The organism is Streptacidiphilus jeojiense, from assembly GCF_000719095.1.
GTDB lineage: Bacteria > Actinomycetota > Actinomycetes > Streptomycetales > Streptomycetaceae > Streptacidiphilus > Streptacidiphilus jeojiensis.
Genome location: NZ_JOEH01000017.1, coordinates 96,524 through 114,307, shown reverse-complemented (window position 1 = coordinate 114,307; position 17,784 = coordinate 96,524). Strand labels below are relative to the sequence as shown.

Annotated in this window: 17 protein-coding genes and 4 tRNA genes; 12 read left to right on the top strand and 9 right to left on the bottom strand. The window is 71.5% G+C overall.

The genetic code is table 11. The features are described 5' to 3' along the window. The first annotated feature begins 11 nt into the window (after positions 1-11). The 7 genes from IF29_RS0123075 to IF29_RS0123045 all read left to right on the top strand — a co-directional run bounded on the left by IF29_RS0123075 (position 12) and on the right by IF29_RS0123045 (position 2,743). The gene (locus IF29_RS0123075; protein WP_157623883.1) at positions 12-251 is read left to right on the top strand and encodes a hypothetical protein; all 240 of its coding nucleotides are present in this window, start codon (positions 12-14) and stop codon (positions 249-251) included. Next, a complete protein-coding gene (locus IF29_RS0123070) occupies positions 248-490 on the top strand; it encodes a hypothetical protein (protein ID WP_030258141.1) in 243 nt (80 codons plus the stop codon). The genes IF29_RS0123075 and IF29_RS0123070 overlap by 4 nt, the downstream gene beginning before the upstream one ends. Positions 491-518: 28 nt before the next feature. Then, positions 519-710: a hypothetical protein gene (locus IF29_RS0123065; RefSeq protein WP_030258139.1), complete on the top strand. Its 192-nt coding sequence runs from the start codon at positions 519-521 to the stop codon at positions 708-710. A gap of 269 nt (positions 711-979) precedes the next feature. Beyond that, positions 980-1,342, top strand: a complete 363-nt coding sequence (locus tag IF29_RS0123060) for a DUF6907 domain-containing protein (protein WP_030258137.1) — start codon at positions 980-982, stop codon at positions 1,340-1,342. Positions 1,343-1,417: 75 nt separating this feature from the next. Then, positions 1,418-1,639: a hypothetical protein gene (locus tag IF29_RS0123055; protein ID WP_157623882.1), complete on the top strand. Its 222-nt coding sequence runs from the start codon at positions 1,418-1,420 to the stop codon at positions 1,637-1,639. Between the two features lie 390 nt (positions 1,640-2,029). Further along, positions 2,030-2,275 (top strand): hypothetical protein, encoded by a 246-nt coding sequence (locus tag IF29_RS0123050; RefSeq protein ID WP_157623881.1) that lies wholly within the window; start codon positions 2,030-2,032, stop codon positions 2,273-2,275. A 210-nt stretch (positions 2,276-2,485) separates the two neighbouring features. Continuing rightward, the gene (locus IF29_RS0123045) at positions 2,486-2,743 is read left to right on the top strand and encodes a hypothetical protein (protein WP_030258130.1); all 258 of its coding nucleotides are present in this window, start codon (positions 2,486-2,488) and stop codon (positions 2,741-2,743) included. Between the two features lie 145 nt (positions 2,744-2,888). Here the strand turns inward: IF29_RS0123045 and IF29_RS0123040 are convergent. The 5 genes from IF29_RS0123040 to IF29_RS0123020 all read right to left on the bottom strand — a co-directional run bounded on the left by IF29_RS0123040 (position 2,889) and on the right by IF29_RS0123020 (position 9,147). Next, positions 2,889-2,961 (bottom strand) — tRNA-Lys (locus IF29_RS0123040). A 178-nt stretch (positions 2,962-3,139) separates the two neighbouring features. Then, positions 3,140-5,149 (bottom strand): hypothetical protein, encoded by a 2,010-nt coding sequence (locus IF29_RS44470; protein ID WP_063757576.1) that lies wholly within the window; start codon positions 5,147-5,149, stop codon positions 3,140-3,142. A 332-nt stretch (positions 5,150-5,481) separates the two neighbouring features. Beyond that, positions 5,482-7,791, bottom strand: coding sequence for a DEAD/DEAH box helicase (locus IF29_RS0123030; RefSeq protein WP_030258124.1), 2,310 nt, complete (start codon positions 7,789-7,791; stop codon positions 5,482-5,484). 282 nt (positions 7,792-8,073) lie between these two features. Further along, positions 8,074-8,595 carry a hypothetical protein gene (locus IF29_RS0123025; protein ID WP_030258121.1) on the bottom strand — a complete coding sequence of 174 codons (522 nt, stop codon included), beginning with the start codon at positions 8,593-8,595 and terminating at the stop codon, positions 8,074-8,076. 201 nt (positions 8,596-8,796) lie between these two features. Continuing rightward, positions 8,797-9,147 (bottom strand): metallopeptidase family protein, encoded by a 351-nt coding sequence (locus IF29_RS0123020; RefSeq protein WP_030258119.1) that lies wholly within the window; start codon positions 9,145-9,147, stop codon positions 8,797-8,799. A 107-nt stretch (positions 9,148-9,254) separates the two neighbouring features. Here IF29_RS0123020 and IF29_RS0123015 point away from each other — a divergent pair. The 5 genes from IF29_RS0123015 to glsA all read left to right on the top strand — a co-directional run bounded on the left by IF29_RS0123015 (position 9,255) and on the right by glsA (position 12,211). Continuing rightward, positions 9,255-9,327, top strand: a tRNA-Glu gene (locus IF29_RS0123015). Between the two features lie 33 nt (positions 9,328-9,360). Further along, positions 9,361-9,434: transfer RNA gene (locus IF29_RS0123010), tRNA-Asp, on the top strand. Positions 9,435-9,462: 28 nt separating this feature from the next. Further along, positions 9,463-9,536: transfer RNA gene (locus IF29_RS0123005), tRNA-Phe, on the top strand. A 174-nt stretch (positions 9,537-9,710) separates the two neighbouring features. Continuing rightward, positions 9,711-10,961: a hypothetical protein gene (locus tag IF29_RS0123000; protein ID WP_051725763.1), complete on the top strand. Its 1,251-nt coding sequence runs from the start codon at positions 9,711-9,713 to the stop codon at positions 10,959-10,961. Further along, positions 10,958-12,211 carry a glutaminase A gene (glsA, locus tag IF29_RS0122995; RefSeq protein WP_084714829.1) on the top strand — a complete coding sequence of 418 codons (1,254 nt, stop codon included), beginning with the start codon at positions 10,958-10,960 and terminating at the stop codon, positions 12,209-12,211. The genes IF29_RS0123000 and glsA overlap by 4 nt, the downstream gene beginning before the upstream one ends. A gap of 168 nt (positions 12,212-12,379) precedes the next feature. On the opposite strand, the gene IF29_RS0122990 is transcribed toward glsA, so the two are convergent. The 4 genes from IF29_RS0122990 to IF29_RS0122975 all read right to left on the bottom strand — a co-directional run bounded on the left by IF29_RS0122990 (position 12,380) and on the right by IF29_RS0122975 (position 17,782). Then, a complete protein-coding gene (locus IF29_RS0122990; RefSeq protein ID WP_030258111.1) occupies positions 12,380-14,044 on the bottom strand; it encodes an AbgT family transporter in 1,665 nt (554 codons plus the stop codon). Between the two features lie 112 nt (positions 14,045-14,156). After that, a complete protein-coding gene (locus tag IF29_RS0122985) occupies positions 14,157-14,780 on the bottom strand; it encodes a hypothetical protein (RefSeq protein WP_051725759.1) in 624 nt (207 codons plus the stop codon). A 180-nt stretch (positions 14,781-14,960) separates the two neighbouring features. Continuing rightward, positions 14,961-16,148 carry an IS701 family transposase gene (locus IF29_RS0122980; protein ID WP_051725756.1) on the bottom strand — a complete coding sequence of 396 codons (1,188 nt, stop codon included), beginning with the start codon at positions 16,146-16,148 and terminating at the stop codon, positions 14,961-14,963. 149 nt (positions 16,149-16,297) lie between these two features. Next, positions 16,298-17,782, bottom strand: coding sequence for a hypothetical protein (locus IF29_RS0122975; RefSeq protein ID WP_030258103.1), 1,485 nt, complete (start codon positions 17,780-17,782; stop codon positions 16,298-16,300). Positions 17,783-17,784 lie beyond the last annotated feature (2 nt).

Below are 17,784 nucleotides of genomic sequence, written 5' to 3'. Positions count from 1 at the left end.
CGGTGCTGGTCATGGCGGAAATCGCGGCTCTAGCGGTGCCGCAGCCTGAGGTTCGGCTGCTGCCCGTGGACGACAACACCCTGACCCGGCTGCATGCTCTGGCGTGCTTCTTCTGCGGCACCACCACCGGCCCGCTGGTCCCGGCCGGCCACGTCTACACCGGCGACGGGGACGGTGCCCGGTACGGATGGCCTGTCGTCGCCTGCCCCGAGCACGTCGCCGACCAGCCGCCGCAGGCGGACCGGCCATGACCGCGCCGCCGGAACCCGTCGCTCCGGACACGGTCGCCGTCAGGGTGCTGCCGCATCCCTGGGACCTGCACATCGACCAGTGCCGCGGCCTGCGCTGCGTCTGGTGCAAGACCACCCTCAGCGGAGACCGGATCCCGGTCGGCACGACCGAGAGCGTCCACCAGCACGGTGCGTACCGACGCGTGGTGACGTTCCGTCTCTTCTCCTGCCCGGACTGCCCGAAGGAACCCAAGCCATGACCGATCCACACCCCGATGGGGCCAGCTCATGAGCGAGCAGCCGAAGCCGGCCACCGCTGCTGGCACCTGCACCCTCTGCGAGAAGTGGACGGCCAAGGGCATCGTCATCGCAGAGATCCACGGCAACTCCGGTGCTGGCGGCGTCGTGGTGCGACACCCGGGCTGCCTCGGCAAGCGCAAGGCCGTGAGCACCCACCAGCCCCGGACTTGGCCGGGCTGACCAGACTCCCGCCCGGCTGGCCCCTGCGGTAGTGCCGCAGCCGGGCGGGGCACCGCGGCCGTCCGGGCGTCCTGCTCCCCAGGCAGGCTCGGACGGTCCCTCTTCCTCGCCCCGTCCGTGTTGCTGGGGAGGCCGCGGACGGCGAGGGCGGTGCCGGATCAACTGTGGTTGGCCCCCCGCAGGTACCGGCACCATGGCCCCGGCGGTACGCGTATCCCGCCGGGGCCGACATCCTCTCCAGGAGTAGATGTGCAAGACCGCGCCCCGACATGCCCAACGAGATCCTGACCGAGTACCCGCCGTGGTGCGGGGGTGTGCACAATCCGCGCCAGGGCTGGGGAGAGTCGCAGTTCCGCGCCACCCAGCCGGTGTGCCTGGACGTCGAGCTACAAGGGCGCGCCTACGAGATCGGGTCGGTCGACATCACCCAGCACCCGAACGCCACCGACCCGTTCAAGCGCGAGGCGGACATCTCGCTGCAGCTGGCGGACCCCGCCATCGAGCCGGACCCGGACGACATCGAGGCCCCCGCTGCCGGACTCGTCGACTATGCCGGGCGGCTGCGCGACCTGAACGCGAAGCTCGTGCAGATCCGGGCGGATGACCGGGCGGCCAAGGCCTGGCGGACGTAGTCGCTGATCGCTGGCCGAGGTGGTGTGCGGCCTGTCGGGCGGGCTTCAGGGCCGCGATGCGTGAAGATGCCCGGCATGAGCAGCCAAGATCGGCCTCCCGCCACGCTGACATTGGTGCAGGCCTACCGCGCGGCCTTCTACATGGTGGATCAGTACATCGCGCTGGAGGAGCGGCCTGATGAAGGGCTGGTACTGCTCTGGCAGTACTTGCAATCCGACCCGGCGCGGTGGACAGACTGGCTGGCCTCAGTCCAACGGGGGCTCGATGACGTGAACAGCATCGAGCCGCACGGGTAGTGCAGCGTCGGCGCAGGAGGGCTTCTTCGCCCGGCCCGAGCAGGAGCAGGCTAAGGACCTCGCCGCCCGGTCCTCTGGCAGCATGGCTGCCGTGACCCCAATCGATGACCCCGCCCTGCCGCTCCCTCGCCGTGACGGGTGGCCGCTCCGGATCAGCGCTGTCTCCCTCAATCGCGTCGGTGAGCGTCAAGTCTTCATGGTTGAGGAGACGACTCGACGCAATGCTCGGCTATCGAGTCCCGGAGCAGGTCGGCCGGCGACACGGCGGACGCGACGTGTGGGCACAGCCGCCGTGACGGGGTTCCTCAGGACTGGGTCAAGTCCATTGCCGCAGGTCAGTACCTATGCCACGCTGAGCCCGCCAGACGCACCATGAACCCGGGGGACCCCATGAGCGTGTTCGACATCCTGATCGCCGTCGTCGTCGTGATCGCGTTCGCGGTCCTTGTGATCCGCTTGGTCACAGATGGCGTGGACGACCGCCGGCGGTCGAGCGACCCCGATGCCCAGGGCGCATGGACCGGAGCGGACTTCTCCGACGACGCTCACCACTCCAGCGGCGGCCACCACGCCCACCACGACCCCGGTATCCACCACGGCGGCGGAGACTTCGGGGGCGGAGGCCACCACGGGTGACCCTGCTACTGCCGGTGCAGAGCGGACTGATCAAGGGGCCTGTGACGGTAGCCCGGTGCCGGGCAGCTGTCGCACCGCCCGGCCGGGGCGGACTACTGCTGCTGGCCGAACTCCCCAGCGGGACCGCCGATTTGATCTGACCAAGGTGGCTGGCCACCACTGTGCGCAGAGGGATGGACCGGTGGCAATCCACCGTGCGAAGATCTGTCCATGCCTTCAGTCCACAAGAATCCGGCCAGGACCTTCCGGCCCGAGCCCGAGCTGTACGAGCGGGCCAAGACCGCTGTCGCCGAGGTCGGATCCGACATGAACGGGCACCTGGTCGCATTCCTGCGCTGGCTCACCCATGAGACGAACGAGCTCCCGGAGCGGCCTTCGCCTGGGCCGCGGCTCAGCCCTGCACCTGGGGCCACCAAGCGGATTGACGCCAAGGCCACCGCGAGCAAGACCCGCACTCAGGTCGAGTAGCCGACCGGAACGCGCCGCCCGGAAAACGTAGATCATCTAGCGTTCGAGCGAGCAGCGGGCGAGCAGGGCCTCCATGTGATCTCCCGCCGGATACGAAAAAGCCCCCACCGCAGGCGAGTTGCCTGGTGGGGGCTTGATCACAGGGTGGGCCGCGTGGGGCTCGAACCCACAACCTACGGATTAAAAGTCCGCAGCTCTGCCAATTGAGCTAGCGGCCCAGGCTGCGGTGCCGCTGCCCCCGGAAGGGACAGGGCGAGCTGCCGAGTGAAGCCTACCTGGATCTACGGCTGGTTCCGCCACCGGATTGCCGTGCCGATCGGCAGGGCCCGGGGCGAGTGGCTGCCGGGCTGCCCCGGCCCGCCGGGTGGCGGGGCGGGGCAGCCGGTGGCAGGGGTGTCAGCTGGTGCTGAAGTAGCCGGCCAGGTCGGCGATGACGTTGACGGTGCCGAAGCCGTTGAAGAAGTCGACCTTGCCGTCGGTCATCGGGGTGATCGACAGGTTGGCGACGGTCTGCCCCGGGGTGAAGTTCAGCGTGGAGGTCGTCGGCTTCCCCTGCCCGTCCGGGCAGACCGCCAGCCAGCCGCCGAGCGTCGCCCCGGTGACGGTCACGTTCATCACAACGGCCGACACTCCCGTCGCGGGCACCGGGGGCTGGCCGGCCACCGGGAGCGCGATGCCCGCAGTTGCGCTCACCGGCTTGTGGAAGCCGCCCGTTCCATTACGGGTGTCCAGCAGCCGGGTCGGAACGGTGGGGTAGAAGTACGCCCCGGTGTCGTCGCCGGTGAAGTAGCCGGTGATGTCAGCGACGACGTCGACCGAGCCGAAGCCGTTGTAGAAGTCGATCTTCCCGTCCACCACCGGCACGATCGCGAGGTTCGGTGTGGTCTGCTTCGCGGCGAAGTTCACCGTCGAAGTGGTGGGCCGGGCCTGGCCGTCCGGGTAGGCGGTGATGTAGCCGCCCTGGGTCGACCCGGTCGCGGTGACGTTCATGGCCACCGCCGTCACCTTCTCGGGAGCCCCGTTCACCCCGGCGATCTGCAGCGGGATCGCCTTCCCCGCGGCCAGCTGCTGCTTGGGGGTTCCGGTTCCGGTCCGGGTGTCCAGCACCCGGGTCGGCCCTGAGCTCACGAAGGTCGAGCCGGTCGCCGCCGTCGTGTAGTAGCCGACCAGGTCGGCTACGGCGTTGACCGAGCCGTAGGCGTTGTAGAGGTCCACCTGCCCGTCCACCACCGGCACCGTCACCAGGTTGGCCACCGTCCGCCCCTTGCCGAAGTTCAGGTTGGACACGGTCGGCCGGGGCTGTCCGTCCGGGTAGACCGACATCCAGCTGCTGAGGGTCGCCCCGGTCGCCGTCACATTCAGCACGACGGCTCCGACGCCGCTCGACGGCACCCCGGCGCGTCCGGCCACCGGCAGGGCCAGCGATCCGCCGGCGCCCAGCGGCCTGTTGAAGCCGCCCGTACCGCTCCGGGTGTCGAGCACCCGGGTCGGCGCCACCGGCACATAGGTGGTGCAGGCAGGTGGCGGCGTCGAGGCCGGCGCCGGAGGCAGGGTCTGCGACGAGACGTAGAAGGTGTACTGGACCGTGCCGCCGCGCAAACCCGCCTTGTCGATCGGGGTCACGAAGAGGGTGTGGGTGCCCCAGCCGAAGGAGAGGCCCAGCGAGGCGTTGCCGCAGTCGTCCGGGGTCAGCTGCGGGGAACCTGATCCCGGCTGGCTGTCCACCGAGTAGAGGTAGTAGGCGAGGCCGCTCGCCTTGCAGTCGGGCGCAGACGCCGAGGTGCACCCGGACGGAAGCGGGTCCTTCGAACCGCTGATGTCGAAGGTGCCCAGCTGGTTGGCGCTCTTGACCGGCGCGACACCCGCGAGGGACGGAAAGTCGGTGCTCGAGACCAGCGGGGTGGACGGCCAGCCTGCGTCCACCGTGAAGTAGCAGCTGACCGACTCGGGCGAAGACGCGGTCGCGTTGGCTATCTGGGCGTACCAGCCGTACGTGTGACCGTCGACGAGCGGCAGGTTGAGGTACATGTAGGCCGTCTCGCCGCCGGCCAGGTCCGAGTCCGAGACGTCGACGGCTGACGAGCCGTCGGTGTCCCAGACATGCGCTGTGGTGGACCAGAGCCCGTTCACCGCCGGCAGTGCCGGAAGCGACACCTTGAGCCTCACCTGGGTGGCGCCGCTGTACGCCAGCCAGGACGAGCCGCCCGCTCCGCAGCTGGTGCCACCGGTGGTGCCGGGGTCCGTCCCCATCTCCGCCGCCGTCGGCGTCGGAATGGTCGGATCGATCGTCTGGGACCCCGCACGGGGCGCCTTCGCCGCCGCCTCGGCACCGGTCACGGGCAGCAGCAGTGCGGACAGCACCGCCAGCAGCAGTACCAGCAGGCCGAACGGGCCTCCGGCCGACACGCGGCCTCCCCGGCCGCCCAGGCTTCCCCGGCCGCCCCGGCCTCTCTCGTTGCGACGGCGGCCGGTCGGCCGCGTCGTCGTTCCCCTGGACATGGGTGTCCCCCCCTCGCGCTCGCATGGATGCGACGGCGCCGTGTGTGGGTCCGTTCAGAAGGCCCACAGTCCCCTCAGGCCCCGCGCACAAGATCAGGCGGAGCGTAGCAATGCGCCCCCGGCGGTTTGTCCTCTAAGTCAGTACAAGAACCGCTCCCACCCTTGGTAAAGCTTCAGTCAAAACACCGCTGCCCCACCGGAGTTCCGGTGGGGCAGCGGTGTTTCAGGTGCTGGGTGCGTCAGTTCTTCCAGCGCGGCTTGTTGCGGTCGCCGCCGCCGAAGGACGGACGGTCGTCACGGCGCTGGAAGCCGCCGGGGCGGCTGTCGCGGTCGCCGAAGGAGCGGCCGCCGCCGGAGGCCGGACGGTGGTCGTCGCGGCGGCCGAAGGCCGGACGGCTGCTGCCGCCACCGCTGCGGTCGTCACGGCTCTTGTAGGGGCTGGACGGACGGCCGCTGCGCTCGCCGTAGGACGGACGGTCGTCGCGACGCTGGAAGCCACCGCGCTCGCCGCCACGGTCCGAACCGCGGTTGTCACGGTCACCGTAGGAGGAACGGCCGCCACCGTAGGACGGACGGTCGTCACGACGCTGGAAGCCACCACCGGAGGCGCCACCGGAACGGTTGTCGCGGTCGCCGTAGGAGCGGCCGCCCGAGGTGGACGGACGGTCGTCACGACGCTGGAAGCCACCGCCGGAACCGCCGCGGTCGTCACGGCGCTGGAAGCCGCCGCGCTCGCCGCCACGGTCCGAACCGCGGTTGTCACGGTCACCGTAGGAGGAACGGCCGCCACCGTAGGACGGACGGTCGTCACGACGCTGGAAACCACCGCGGTCACCGCCACGCTCGCCGCCGCGGTCGTCACGGCGCTCGAAGCCCCGGCTGTCACGACCCTCACGGCTGTCGCGGCCGCGCTCGTCGCGCACCGACGTGGTGCGCGCCGGACGGCTGTCCTCGACGTCCACGGCCGCGCTCTGCGCCGGGACGGTCGCCTCGGCGACGGTCTCCGCCGCGGCGTCGGCCACCGGCTCGTCCTCGATGCCCAGTTCGGCCCGCTCACGCGCGGCCCGGGCGGCCAGACGCTCGGCGTCGGCCCGCAGGTCGGCGGCGTGCTTGGTGGCACGCTCCAGCTCGCGGGTCAGCTCCTGGACGTCCTTCTCGGCCTGCTTGGCCTGGGTCGCGACCGACTCGGCCTGCACCTCGCTCAGCGAGCGGGCACCGGTGATCTTGATCAGGTCGGCGTCGAAGGCGCCGCCGACGATGTGCCGGGTGGCCTCGACCCCGGCGTCCTCCAGCAGGCGGAACGCGCTCCGGCGCTGGTGCGGGAGGATCAGCGTGACGACGGTGCCGGAACGGCCGGCCCGCGCGGTGCGGCCGGAGCGGTGCAGGTAGTCCTTGTGGTCACCGGCCGGGTCCACGTTCAGCACCAGGTCGACGTCGTCGACGTGGATGCCGCGGGCCGCGACGTCGGTGGCGACCAGGACGTTGACGTAGCCGTCCTTGAAGTCGCCCAGGGTCGCGGTGCGCGCGCCCTGGGTCATGCCGCCGTGCAGGGCGTCGGCGAGGACGCCGGCGTCGCGCAGCTGCTCGGCGACCCGGTCGCAGCCCATCTGGGTGCGGACGAAGATGATCGTCCGGCCCTTGCGGGCGGCGATGGCGTTGGTGACCGGGGCCTTGTCCTTGGGCTTCACGACCAGGACGTGGTGGCTCATGGTGGTGACGGCGCCGGCCGACGGGTCGACCTCGTGCGTCACCGGGTTCTTGAGGTAGCGCTTGACCAGGGTGTCGATCTCGTTCTCCAGCGTGGCGGAGAACAGCATCCGCTGGCCGCCGGCCGGGACCTGGTCGAGGATCTCGGTGACCTCGGGCATGAAGCCCATGTCGGCCATCTGGTCGGCCTCGTCCAGGACGATGACCTCGGTCTCGTCCAGGGTGCAGGCGCCGCGGTTCAGCAGGTCGCGCAGTCGGCCGGGGGTGGCGACGAGGATGTCGACGCCGCGCTCCAGCGCGTAGATCTGGTTGGACATCGAGGTGCCGCCGCAGACCACCTTGAGGCGCAGGTTGAGCACCGAGCCGTACGGCTCCAGGGCGTCGGCGACCTGCATGGCCAGCTCGCGGGTCGGGACCAGGATCAGGCCGCGCGGGCGCTTGGCCTGGCTGCGGCTGCCGCCGAGGCGGGTCAGCAGCGGGAGGCCGAAGCTCAGGGTCTTGCCGGAGCCGGTACGGCCACGGCCGAGGACGTCCTTGCCGGCCAGCGCGTCCGGGATGGTCGCGGCCTGGATCGGGAAGGGCTCGGTGACCCCGCGCTTGGCGAGGGTGCGGACGATGTCCTGGTGCAGGCCCAGGTCGCCGAAGGTGACCTTCGGCTCGGCGGGCTCCGCGGGGGCGGCGTCGGTGTCGACGTCAGCGGTGTCGGTCGCGGTGGTGTCGATGGAGTCGGTGCCGTCCGCGGAGTCGGTCGACTCAGTGGTGACATCCGTGGTGACGGTGGCGGCGGGGGCCTCGGTGCCGTTTTCGGGCATGGCGAAGCGGTCGTCGTCAACGAGAGACATGAAGAACCTTCCGGAATATGGCACGCGCCAATTCCGCGGGGTTCACCTACAACCGCCTCAATGCGGTCAGCCACGGAGTGCACGGTACGCGCCAGGGCGCCTGATGGGAGTAGCAGCAGCGCCGGGCAAATGAAACAAACAACGATCTACCAAGATAGCCTAGGCCCGACCCCCCACGCAAACAGCTCGATCTTGGCCGGGAGTGCGAAGGGCGACCTGAGGCCCATCCGTACGCTGCCTCACGAGGTGGTCAGCGAACCGGGCCCTGATTCTATTCCCGCCTCACTGGGTCGAGTTGGAGGGGGCCGGCTGGGACGGGGCGCTGGAGGCCGGGTCCGACGTGGGCGTCACCGGCTGGGTGGCCGGAGCGGTCGAAGGGACCGCGGACGGGGTGGGCGCACCGGTCATGCTCCCGCCCGAGCCCCCCGCAGTGGTGCCTGCACCGCCGGTGCCGCCGGCACCGCCACCGCCGGAGGTACCGGCCGCAACGCCCTGCGCGGGGGTGCCGCCGGCGACCGGGGTCTGCTCCGCGACGGCCGCACCGGGAGCGCCCGGAGCGGTGGCCTGCGCGGCTCCTGACGCTGCGTTGCCGGTACCGCTGGGCGCGGCGCCGGCGGACTGCCCGGGCCCTGGCTGGTGCTGGGCCCCGGTCCTGGTCCGGCCGCCGATGCCGTCCTGCGAGTGGCCCGGGGCGGAGGCCCCCTCGGAGACCGGCCCTCCCGTCACCGAGGGGCTGCCGGCGCCGTCCACCTCGGTGCACCCGGTCAGCGCCACCGCCGCCAGCGCGCCGACCGCGGCCCCCACCGCGACGGTCCGAAGCCTCCGCCGCAGTCCGGCCCCACCACCATCAATCCTGCTGCCCACCGTGCGCGGCCCCGCTTCCCGTTCGGTACGGCGACCGCCACCGACGGCCCTCCTCAGTCCAACGGGAGGGCGCGGCGAAAGGACACGGCCGTTCGGCCCGGCACACCGGGATCCGGCCACAGCCCCGATCCCGACCCCTGCTCAGCCGTACCCGAGTGCGTGCAGCCGCTCGTCGTCGATGCCGAAGTGGTGACCGATCTCATGCACCACGGTCACCCCCACCTCCGCGACCGCCTGCTCCTCCGTCGCACAGATCCGCAGGATGGGGTTGCGGTAGACGGTGATCCGGTCCGGCAGCACCCCGGCGTACCAGTCGCCGCGCTCGGTCAGCGGCGTCCCCTCGTACAGTCCGAGCAGTTCCGGCATGCCGGGCTCGGGCTCGTCCTCCACGAAGATCACCACGTTGTCCATCAGCCGGGCCAGCTCGGGCGGTATCCGGTCGAGCGCCTCACCCACCAGCTCCTCGAACCGCTCTCGGGACATCTCCAGCACGGTGCTCCTCGGGACGGGGCGGAACGAAACCATTTTGGCGTTACCCGTCCCCATCCCATATGCTTCTGAACGTCCCCGACGGCCGCAAGGAAGCCGGGAGGGCCAGCGCCCTCATCGTCTAGTGGCCCAGGACGCCGCCCTTTCAAGGCGGTAGCACGGGTTCGAATCCCGTTGGGGGTACGCATTACACCGCGCGCAGGTTCGCCTGTGCGAGGCCTCGTGGAGCAGTTGGTTAGCTCGCCACCCTGTCAAGGTGGAGGTCGCGGGTTCAAGTCCCGTCGAGGTCGCAGTGTTCCTCCTTTCGAGGGGGACCACGGCCAGGTAGCTCAGTTGGTACGAGCGACCGCCTGAAAAGCGGTAGGTCGGCGGTTCGACCCCGCCCCTGGCCACAGCGGTACTGCGCGAAGCAGTGGAGAAGCCCCCGGTGAGATCACTCACCGGGGGCTTCTCGTCGTCCCGGCCGCCGTACCGGAGCGGACGCATGCTTTCCTCTTACGTCCGCCCCGTAGCCTGTGCGCGCCCTGTCGGGCGTATGTGCGGTCGCGCGGGGCGGGGAGGACCAGGTGGGCAGCCGAGTCGAGGGAGCAGCCGCCGGCGGCGACTACGGCAGGCGGACCGGGCGGATCGGCTTCCTCCCGCTGCGCCGCCACAACGCCCTGCTCGGGCTGTGGACCGTGGTCTGGTTCCTGCTGGTGGCCCGGAGCGGCGGGGTGTCCTGGCACTACCTGCGGCAGGGCGAGCAACTGCTCTTCGGCGACGCCCCGGGAGGCGGCCTGTCCCTCTACGCCCGGCATCCGGAGCTGCAGATCGGGCCGGTGAGCCTGCTCGCCGCCCGGCTGTTCGCGCCCTTCCCGCCGCAGACCGGACAGCTGCTGGCCGAGGCGGTCATGTCGGCGCTGGGCCTGCTGATGCTGATCCTGGTGGGCCGCACCGCGGCCCTGCACTACCTGGGCACCGGGACCAACCACCGGCGTCTGCAGCAGCGGATACTCATCGCCGGGCTGGCCTTCATACCGATGTGGGTGGAGGTGTCGGTACGGTTCGCACACCTGGACGACGCGCTGGCGCTGTTCTTCACCACACTGGCGGTGTACTCGCTGAGCCGGGGCCGGAGCACCGCCGTCGGGGTCTGGCTGGCGCTGGCCGCCGACTCCAAGCCCTGGGCGCTCTCCTTCGCCGCGCTGCTGCTGGTGCTGCCGCAGGGACGGCGGCTGCGGGTGTCGGCGCTGTTCTGCGCCCTGGTCGCGGTCGCCTGGCTGCCCTTCTACCTGGGCAACCTGGACTCGGTGGCCGCCGCCAGGTTCGTCATCCCCAACCAGCCCGCCTCCTCGCTGCGCTGGCTGGGGGTCAGCGCGCCGTCCACCCCGCCCTGGGACCGCCCGGCGCAGCTCTCGCTGGGACTGGTGCTGGGGGCGCTCGCGGTGCTGCGCGGGCGCTGGCCGGCCGTGGTGCTGCTGGGCGCCGACGCCCGGATCCTGCTGGACCCCAGCGTCTACACCTACTACACCGCCTCGGTGCTGCTGGGCACGCTGATCTGGGACGCGGTGGGCCAGCGGCGGCTGGTGCCGTGGTGGAGCTGGATCGCGCTGCTGTCGCTGTACGGGGGGACGCTGCTGATCCCCTCGGACCCGGCGCGCGGGCTGGTCCGGCTCGGCTTCGTGGTGCTCTCCACCGCCTATGTGCTGCTCTGGCCCACCTCGCGGAAACGCACCCGGCAACGCACCCGGACCCGCGCCCGCACGCGCGCGGCGGAGCCGGTGGACCCGCCGTCCGAGTGGCCGGCCCCGCTCCCGTCCAGCACGATCGGAGCATGACGCCGCCTCAGCGACCTGCCGGTATCGATGTCGTCAGCGAGGCCCTGGCCGACCTGTACCGCCGCTGCCGGGACCTGGACCAGGGCGAGGTGGCCGACTACATCCCGCAGCTGGCCCTGGCCGACCCGGACTGTTTCGGCCTGGCCCTGGTGAGCATGGACGGGCACCGCTACCAGGCGGGCGACTCCGGGACCGGCTTCACCCTGCAGTCGGTGACCAAGCCCTTCGTCCTCGCCCTGGCCCTGGCCGAGCTCGGCACGGACCCGGTGGGCCGGCGGGTCGGCTGCGAGCCCAGCGGCGAGGCGTTCAACGCGATCAGCCTGGACCCGGTGACCGGGCGCCCGGCGAACCCGATGATCAACGCGGGCGCCATCGCGGTCACCGCGCTGGTCCCGGCAGCGGACCCCGGGGAGCGCTTCGCGCGGATCCTGGACTGCCTGGGCCGCTTCGCCGGGCGCCGGCTGGAGGTCGACGAGGCGGTGTACCGCTCGGAGGCGGAGACCGGGGACCGCAACCGGGCGCTGGCCTATCTGATGCGTGGGACCGGTGCACTGGCCGGCGACCCGGCGGAGGCGGTGGACACCTACTTCCGCCAGTGCTCGGTGCGCGCCACCGTCGAGGACCTGGCGGTGATGGCCGCGACGCTGGGGAACGGCGGGGTCAACCCGGTGACCGGCGAGGCCGTCGTCCCGGAGCCGGTCGCCGTGCAGGTGCTGGCGGTGATGGCCACCTGCGGGATGTACGACGCGGCGGGCGAGTGGATGCTGCGGGTGGGGCTGCCGGCCAAGAGCGGGGTGTCGGGCGGCCTGGTCGCGGTCGCCCCGGCGCGCTTCGGCGTGGCGGTGCACAGCCCCCGGCTGGACCGGGTGGGGAATCCGGTGCGGGGAGTGGCGGTGCTGCGCGAGCTGTCGGAGCGGTTCGGCCTGCACCTGATGCACAACCCCGCGCCGGGAGCGGCGACGGTTCTCCCGGACGGCGCCGAGGCGGTGGCCGGCGGCGAGGCCCTGCTGGCGGCACAGGGGGCGCTGGACTTCACGGCGGCGGAACGGCTGCTGTTCGCCCTGGCCGATCGCGTGCCGTCGGCCCCGGGACGGCTGGTCCTGGACCTCGACCGGGTGACGGCCGTGGACGCGACGGCGCGGGCGATGCTGACCAGGGCGCTGAACCTGCTCTCCGAGCGGGGCTACCAGGTGGTCCTGGTCGGAGACGTACTGGGGAGCGGGCCGTGGGTGGGTCCTGGGGGCGTCTGAGGGATTTTCGGCTGCGGACCGTAGGGGGCTTGTCGCGCAGTTCCCCGCGCCCCTGAGGGGGCTGCAACTGACCGCTGTGGGCAAGTTGCAGCCCCCTGGGGGCGCCGGGAACTGCGCGACCGACCAGGCAGACGCCGCGGACGGGCTCCGGCGGAAGTCCAGCTCGCCCTAGAGGTGCACGGGTGCACCCGGCCCCAGCGGGATGCCGATCAGGTACCAGGCGATGAAGAAGATCAGCCAGGTGACGGCGACCACCAGGGTGTAGGGCAGCATCATCGACACCACCGTGCCCACCCCGGCCTCCTTCTTGTACTTCTGGGTGAGCAGCACGATGAAGGGGATGTAGACCATCAGCGGGGTCACGATGTTCATCGGGCCGTCGCCGACCCGGTAGGCGGCCAGGATGGTCTGCGGGGCCACGCCGAGGCGGATGAACAGCGGGATGAAGATCGGCGCGAAGATCGCCCACTTGGGGATGACGCCGGGGATGATGATGTCCAGGACCAGGGTCACCAGGATGAACCCGATCAGCAGCCAGACCGCCCCGATGTTGGCCCGCTCCAGCGCGTCGGCCAGCTTCACCGCGATCACCGTGGCCATGTTGGAGTAGTTGAAGTAGGCAATGAACTGGGCGATGATCAACAGCAGGAAGATCAGCCCGCCCAGGCCGGCGAAGGTCTTGGTGATGGCGGCCATCGCGGCGGCACTGCCCTTGAGGGTCCCGGCCCCGGCGCCGTAGCAGAGCCCCGCCACCAGGAAGAGCAGCATGATGATGAAGATCAGGCTGTCCATGAAGGGCGAGTTGTCGAAGACGCTGCCGGTCTCCGGGTTCCGCAGCGGAGCGCTCGGGAACGCGGTGAGCAGCACCAGCACCACCACGACGGCCAGCAGCCCGTAGAGGGCGAACTTCAGGCCGCGCGCCTCCCGCTCGGGGGCGAGCGTCCCTTCCGCCTCCTCCTCCGCGACGGCCTGCGCCGGCGGCTGGTACGGGCCCAGGCTCGGTTCGACGAACTTCTCGGTGAGCACGGTGATGACGATCGCCAGGAAGAACGTCGAGGCGATGCCGAAGTAGAGGTTCGAGGTCAGGTCGATGCTGCGGTTGGGGTCGACCAGGTGGATCGCCTCGTTGGTGACCTCGGTGACGATGCCGTCGACCGGGGTGATCAGGACGTTCACCCCGAAGGTGGCGCCGACCGCGGCGAAGGCCGCGGCCAGCCCGGCCAGCGGATGGCGTCCGACGCTCTTGAAGGCGACCGCGCCCAGCGGGATCAGCACCAGGTAGCCGGCGTCCGAGGCGATGCTGGACAGGACGCCCAGCAGCACGATGATGAAGGTCAGCGTCGCCGGCGGGGAGACCGCGACGAGTTTTCGGATCAGCGCCCCGATCAGGCCCGCCTCCTCGGCGAGCCCCACCCCGACCATGGCCACCAGGATCACCCCGACCACACCGAAGTCGGTGAAGTTGTCCACCGCCGAGGTGAAGATGAAGCGGATGCCGTCGGCCGTCAGCAGGCTCTTGACGTGCGTGGTCTCGGTGGTGACGTGCACGTCGGGGTGGAGCGCCGCACCCGGCGGGTAGCTCACCGTGGGCTCGCTCGTGCCCTGCGGATAGGTGACCGAGCCGGCGACCGGTGCCGGCGAGGCGGTCTCGTAGGTCGCATGGACGCCGAACGCCGACAGGATCGCCGACAGCACGACCACCAGGACGATCAGCAGCAGGAAGATCACGGCCGGATGCGGGACCTTGTTGCCCGCCTTCTCGATGCCGTCCAGCATGCGCTGGGTGAAGGACCGCTTGCCCGAATCGTCGGGAGCGGCGGCGGCAGTACTCATGGGAGGGGCTCCTCGCGCTGGGCGGTGCCCCATCTGTCCCATATGTATATCTGATCCATACGTGGGCACGCCGCTGCGCCCGGAAGAAATACCCTCTCGGCCGAACCCGTGCTCAGTAGTGCTGGGCCTTGGCGACCCTGGGGACCAGGTTGAGCTCGGACGGCTTGGTGCTGAAGGCCACCGGCTGGGCCTTCTGACCGGCCGCCAGATCGGCGGCGCCGACCACGTCGCTGTCGACCACCTTGCCCGAACCGTCCACGAAGTCGACCTGCACCGCGAAGTTCGCGGTCGAGCCGGTCCGGTTGGTGATGTTGACGATGGCCGCGTAGAGGCCGCCGGTCCGGTCGCGGTTGAGGCCGGTCAGCCCGACGTCGGCCATGGCGTTGCCGCTGCCCTCCACCTTCGCCAGCGCCGCCGTCGCGGCGGCCTTGATCGCGGCGGTGCCCGCCGCCGCGGAGGAGGCGAAGGCCGTGGCGGCCGCGGCCGAGGAGGCGGCCGCCGACTCGGCCGCCGCCACCGCGGAGGCCGCCTTGGAGGCCAGCGACGAGGGGCCCTCCCCCGAGAACGACGCGGTGGCGGCCGCGGTGGCGGACATCGAGGCGGCCGCCGACGAGGCGGAACCGCCCGCGTTGCTGGAGGAGCTGCTGCACGCCGCCAGCCCGACGACCGCGGCCGTCCCCCCGGCGAGAAGCGCACCGGCCAGCGTCAGCCGCCCCGCACGCGTGCCTGTACCCACGTGAAAAACGCCCACCGTCGCACCCATCGTCCGGGGCCGGGCTCCTGATCCCGCACCTGGCCCCATCGTGGGCGCCGAACCGGACGCACCGCGACCGCGCAGACCCGTCCGGGGTACACGCGGGTTTGCCGAGCAGTGTCCGCTTGCCTCAGGCCCGCCGCCTCGGGACCTGACGGGATCTCAGCCGAGCCGCTGCTCGACGGTGAAGGCGTGGGCGGCGGTGCTCAGCGTGACGTGGTGGTGCCAGCCCGGCCAGGACCGGCCCTCGTAGTGCCCGAACCCCAGCCTGTCCCGCATCACCACACGGTCCTCGGCGACCCTGCTCCGGCTCCCCGCCAGCCGCACCAGCTCGGGCAGCGGAGTCCGCTCGGGCAGATCGGTCAGCCAGAAGCCGGAGGGCGCGGGTGCCGCGTCGGGCCACTCGGCGAGCAGCCCGGCGACCGGCAGCACCCCGTCCCAGCGGCCCTCGCGGGCCACCGCCGCATCCCGCACCAGCCGGCGGGTCCGGGCCCCGGCCGGGCGCACCCGCAGGGCCAGGAAGCGGGTCGCCGGGCCGGCCCCGTCGACCCTGGCGTAGGCCTCCCGTCCGGCGCTCTGGGCCATCGCCCGGACCGACCACGGTGCCTCCCGGTAGCGCGGCAGCCCGCGCGCGCCGCGACCCGCGCCGGTGCTCCCGGCGGGCCGCAGCGCCTCCGGATGCACCGTCAGCTCGCCGTGCACACCGACCAGATGGGGCACCCCGCGAGCGGCCAGGCCGGCCCGGAACGCGGTGCCGGTCCCGTAGGCCGAGTCGGCGACCAGCACTGGTGGCACCATCCCCCACCCGGCCAGCTGGTCCAGGGCGTCCAGGGCCAGTCGCCACTTCTCCCGGTGCCCGATCCCGACGGGCACCCGCGCCTGCTGCCGCCGCTCCGCGTCGTCGGCCCACTCCTGGTTCAGGAACAGCCGCCACTGCAGCGGGCAGGACGCCTCCGGGACCACGGCGTGCACGCCCACCGCCACCTGGCAGCGGGCCCTGCGGCCCAGGCCGGCGCTGAACTGCCGGGCCACACCGACCGACAGCCGCCCCCGTTTGGGGAAGGAGACGTCCTCGACCACCCAGGCCTGCGGTCCGAGCACCGGCAGCACCCGTTCGGCGATCCGCCGCAGCACCGGTGCGGGATCCCAGGGTGAGCGGTTGACGAAGTACCGCAGGTTCCGCGGCACGCCGCCGCCGGCTCCCCCGTCCAGCACCGCCCGCTCCAGCCAGCCCACCGCCCTGGCCCGCTGGTCCCGCCGCCGCACCGACCCCAGCACGTCCGCCGCGTACGCGGCCAGCGCATCCGCTCCCGACGCCGCCACGGCGCCCCCACCCCGAGCTGTGTCCATCCGACCACGGTGCGCCACCGGCGGGCATTGCGGAAGACGGCGGGGCGCGGACGCGCCGCAGGGCAGCTGCGCTGAGAGGCAGCTGCCCTGCGGCAACGAGCGGGTGGGACGGCACTGCTGATCAGTGGTTCAGGATCAGCGGTTCGTGATCAGTAGTTCAGGTAGTACCCGAACAGGTCCACCACCAGGTGGTTGGGCGTGGCGGAGACGTTCCAGAAGTCGATGGCTCCGGTCGTCGCGCCCGGGGTGGCCTGGACCAGGTTCGGCACCGTCTGGTTCTTCACGAAGTTCAGCGTGGAGACGCTGGGGAGCGAGGTCGGCGCCGTCGTGGGCTCGGGCGTCACTGCGAGGTAGCCGGGGCCGGTGGCCACCGGAACCGTCGCGTTGTACACCAGGGCCGTCGGCAGCGCCTCCGTCCCGTTCTTCTCGAGCTGCAGGCTGATGCCACCGTAGGCGGCCATCGGCTGCTTGGTCCGGCTGTCCTCCACCCGGGTGGGGTCGGTCGGCAGGAAGGCGCTGGTGCTGCCCGCGCTGTAGTAGCCCGCGACGTCCACGACGGCGTCGACGCCCAGCCCCGGGCCGTTGGCGATGCGGATCTTGCCGTCCGCGCCCACCGGCACGACCACCGCGTTGGCGACGGTCTCGTTGGCGGAGAAGTTCACGTTGGACGCCGTCGGCGGGGTGCTGCCGTCCGGGTACGTGGTGAGGTATCCGCCCGACTTGTCGTTGGTCGCGGTGACGTTCAGCGCCACTGCGGTGACCCCGCTGGGCACGCCGGCCTTGCCCGCGATCTGGACCGCGATGGAACCCTTCGCGGGGATCTGCGCCTTGGTCGCGCCGGTGCCCTTGCGGGTGTCGACCAGCCGGGTCGGCCCGACCGGGGTGTAGCCGCTGGCCGCGGTCTGGCTGAAGTAGCCGTCGATGTCGGCGATCACGTCGACGGTGCCCTTGCTGCCGTTGTAGAGGTCCACGTAGCCCCCGCTGCCCACGGGGACGAAGGACAGGTTGGCCACGGTCTGCTTGGCCGCGAAGTTCACGTTGGAGCTCGGCGGGCGGCCGGAGCCGTCGGGGTAGGCCGTGATGTAGCCGCCGCCGGTGGCATTGGTGACGGTCAGGTTGAGTATCGCCGCGATGGCGTAGGCGGAGATGCCGCCGTTGCCACCGACCTTCACCTTGACCGTGGTGTTCGGCTTGAGCGTGGTCTTGCTGACGCGGGTGTCCAGCAGTCGGGTCGGACCGTAGGCGGTGTAGTCCGAACCGTCGGGGTACACGGGCGTGCCGTTGGTGAAGGTTCCGGTCTGATCGGTCACGCTGACGCTGAGGGTGTGTTCGCCCACCGTGGTGAACGTGTGCCCGATCGCCACAGCACCGTCGCCGGACGCCGTGATCGGGGTGGCCTTGACACCGTCCCAACTGGCCGTCAGGGTCACCGCACCGGTGCTGCCGGTGACGTCGATGCTGTACTCGACGTCATAGGCGCCCTTGCCCGGGGTGCGGGTGGGGGTGAACGACAGGGTGGAGGCGGCGGCCCTGACGCCGGCCGCGCGCGGGGAGAAGACCGGGTGGGAGAAGCCGGTGAGGCCCTCCACCGAGGTGGTCGTCAGCGGAACCTTCTGGACGACCAGCTTGGACACGG